We start from the raw sequence: 1,774 nt of genomic DNA, 5'->3' as shown, positions 1-1,774 counted from the left end.
TTTTTGAAAGAAGTTAATAATACTGTGCTCAATTTGACCGTCTTAAAGTTAAATATTGCTAACAAGTCATCCTATTGAAACGAATTTGAGGAATGATAGTTATGCGTATAATAGATTCAGTAGCAATGGCCCATTTAATTCCATCTTTAATACTCATTAAAGATACAACACCATCCAAAATTAAACTTGGAAATAACTTTAATACAATAGCTTCGGCTATAATACTAAGTTTATCCATAACACCCGATAAAGTATTAGCGGCGTGTAATCCGGCCGCCGCGAGTGGTGTAACCATTACTTGTGATACCACATCAACACAGGCTAGCCCCGTCGGTACCGGACCGGGTTTGGATAATGTCACTGTTAATGTTCTTCCTACAGCCCAAATCAATACCGGCGAATTAAGCGCTATTAGCCTGGATTCCAATGCTGCCATTACCCTACAAGACGGCGCCCTAGTACAAAATAATTCACATGCTCTACTGCCTTCGGGTTTTTGGGATACAGGCCAAAACACCATTGAATTCAATTCAAATTCTGTTTTAACGTTAAGCCCTGGAGCTGAAGCCCGCGGGCTGGGGTCAAGCTCAAATAATACCATAGCCGGTTATGGCGGCGGGAATACGATCATTAACCATGGCTTGATTGAAAGCCAGTCAGCCTATCCCATCTGGTTTAGCGCTAGTGCTTTAGCGGTAAGAGATACTATTGAAAATTATGGAACAATTACAGCAACCAGCAGCTCAAATATTGCGATTATGAGCAATGCTTCAGCCGTCAATATCACCAACCACACTGGTGGTGTCATTATTGGCTCGATTTACCTTAGCTCGGGTTCAAGCAATTTGACGCTTGAATCAGGCTCAACGCTTGATAGCGCCATAGTCGACGGCGTAGGAGGAGTAAATAATTTATACCTCGTAGGAGCGGCGGCATCACCTCCGCCTACAGGAAATGTTTTATCCGCTAATATTATCAACTTTTTTTCGTTAATCAAAAACGGTGATAGCGAGTGGACAGTCTCGAGTCCACTCTCAACCTTCATAAATATCATCGTCAATGACGGTACCCTGACCCTGGCGGGAAATAACGTCTACACAGGCAATACCACTATCAACGGTGGCACATTAGCCGCCGAGGCCGCCAATACCTTCAGCCCCAATTCGGCCTATACCATCGCCGCACCCGGCGCCATGGATTTAAACGGCTTTAGCCAAACCATCGCCAGCGTCAGCAATGCCGGCGTCATCAACCTTAACGGCGCCGACGCCGGCACCCAGCTTACCGTCACCGGCAACTATGTCGGCAATAACGGCCGATTAAACTTCAATGCCAAACTCTCCGATGACGCCTCGCAGTCCGAACGCCTGGTTGTCGAGAGCAATACCTCCGGCGATACGTTGGTCAGCGTCAACAACGCCGGCGGCAGCGGCGCCCAGACCATTGACGGCATCGAGCTGATTAGGGTCGGCGGCACCTCCGACGGGGAGTTTACCCAGTCCGGACGTATCGTGGCCGGCGCCTATGATTACGTCCTGGCGCGCGGCACCGGCGCCAACGACGCCAACTGGTATCTGAACAGCTCCACGGCCGCGCCGGTTCCGGAACCACCTGGAACGGAACCACCAGGAGTGGAACCACCCGGCACGGAACCGCCTGGAATTGAACCGCCTGGAACTGAACCGCCGCCGGAGCCTATTCCCGACCCCCATCCCGACCCGGGAGACATGGTGGAGCGTCCGGAAGACGCCGTCTATGGCGCCAACCTGGCCGT

At 50.3% G+C, this 1,774-nt stretch carries 2 protein-coding genes; one reads left to right on the top strand and one right to left on the bottom strand.

All coding sequences use genetic code 11. The annotated features are described in order from the left end of the window. Window positions 1-58 precede the first annotated feature (58 nt). A complete protein-coding gene (locus HB631_RS26685) occupies window positions 59-436 on the bottom strand; it encodes a hypothetical protein (protein ID WP_213994197.1) in 378 nt (125 codons plus the stop codon). A 409-nt stretch (window positions 437-845) separates the two neighbouring features. Between HB631_RS26685 and HB631_RS26680 the strand changes: the two genes are divergently transcribed. Further along, the coding region (locus HB631_RS26680) for an autotransporter outer membrane beta-barrel domain-containing protein (protein WP_213994196.1) at window positions 846-1,774 on the top strand (929 nt) is incomplete at its 3' end.

The sequence above is a fragment of the Sodalis sp. dw_96 genome (genome assembly GCF_018449575.1).
GTDB lineage: Bacteria > Pseudomonadota > Gammaproteobacteria > Enterobacterales > Enterobacteriaceae > Acerihabitans.
This window is presented reverse-complemented; position numbering and strand designations above follow the sequence as displayed.

Bases quoted from the DNA above. Each gene is read 5' to 3' on its own strand.
- HB631_RS26685 (WP_213994197.1), bottom strand. From the start codon at position 436: ATGGCAGCATTGGAATCCAGGCTAATAGCGCTTAATTCGCCGGTATTG.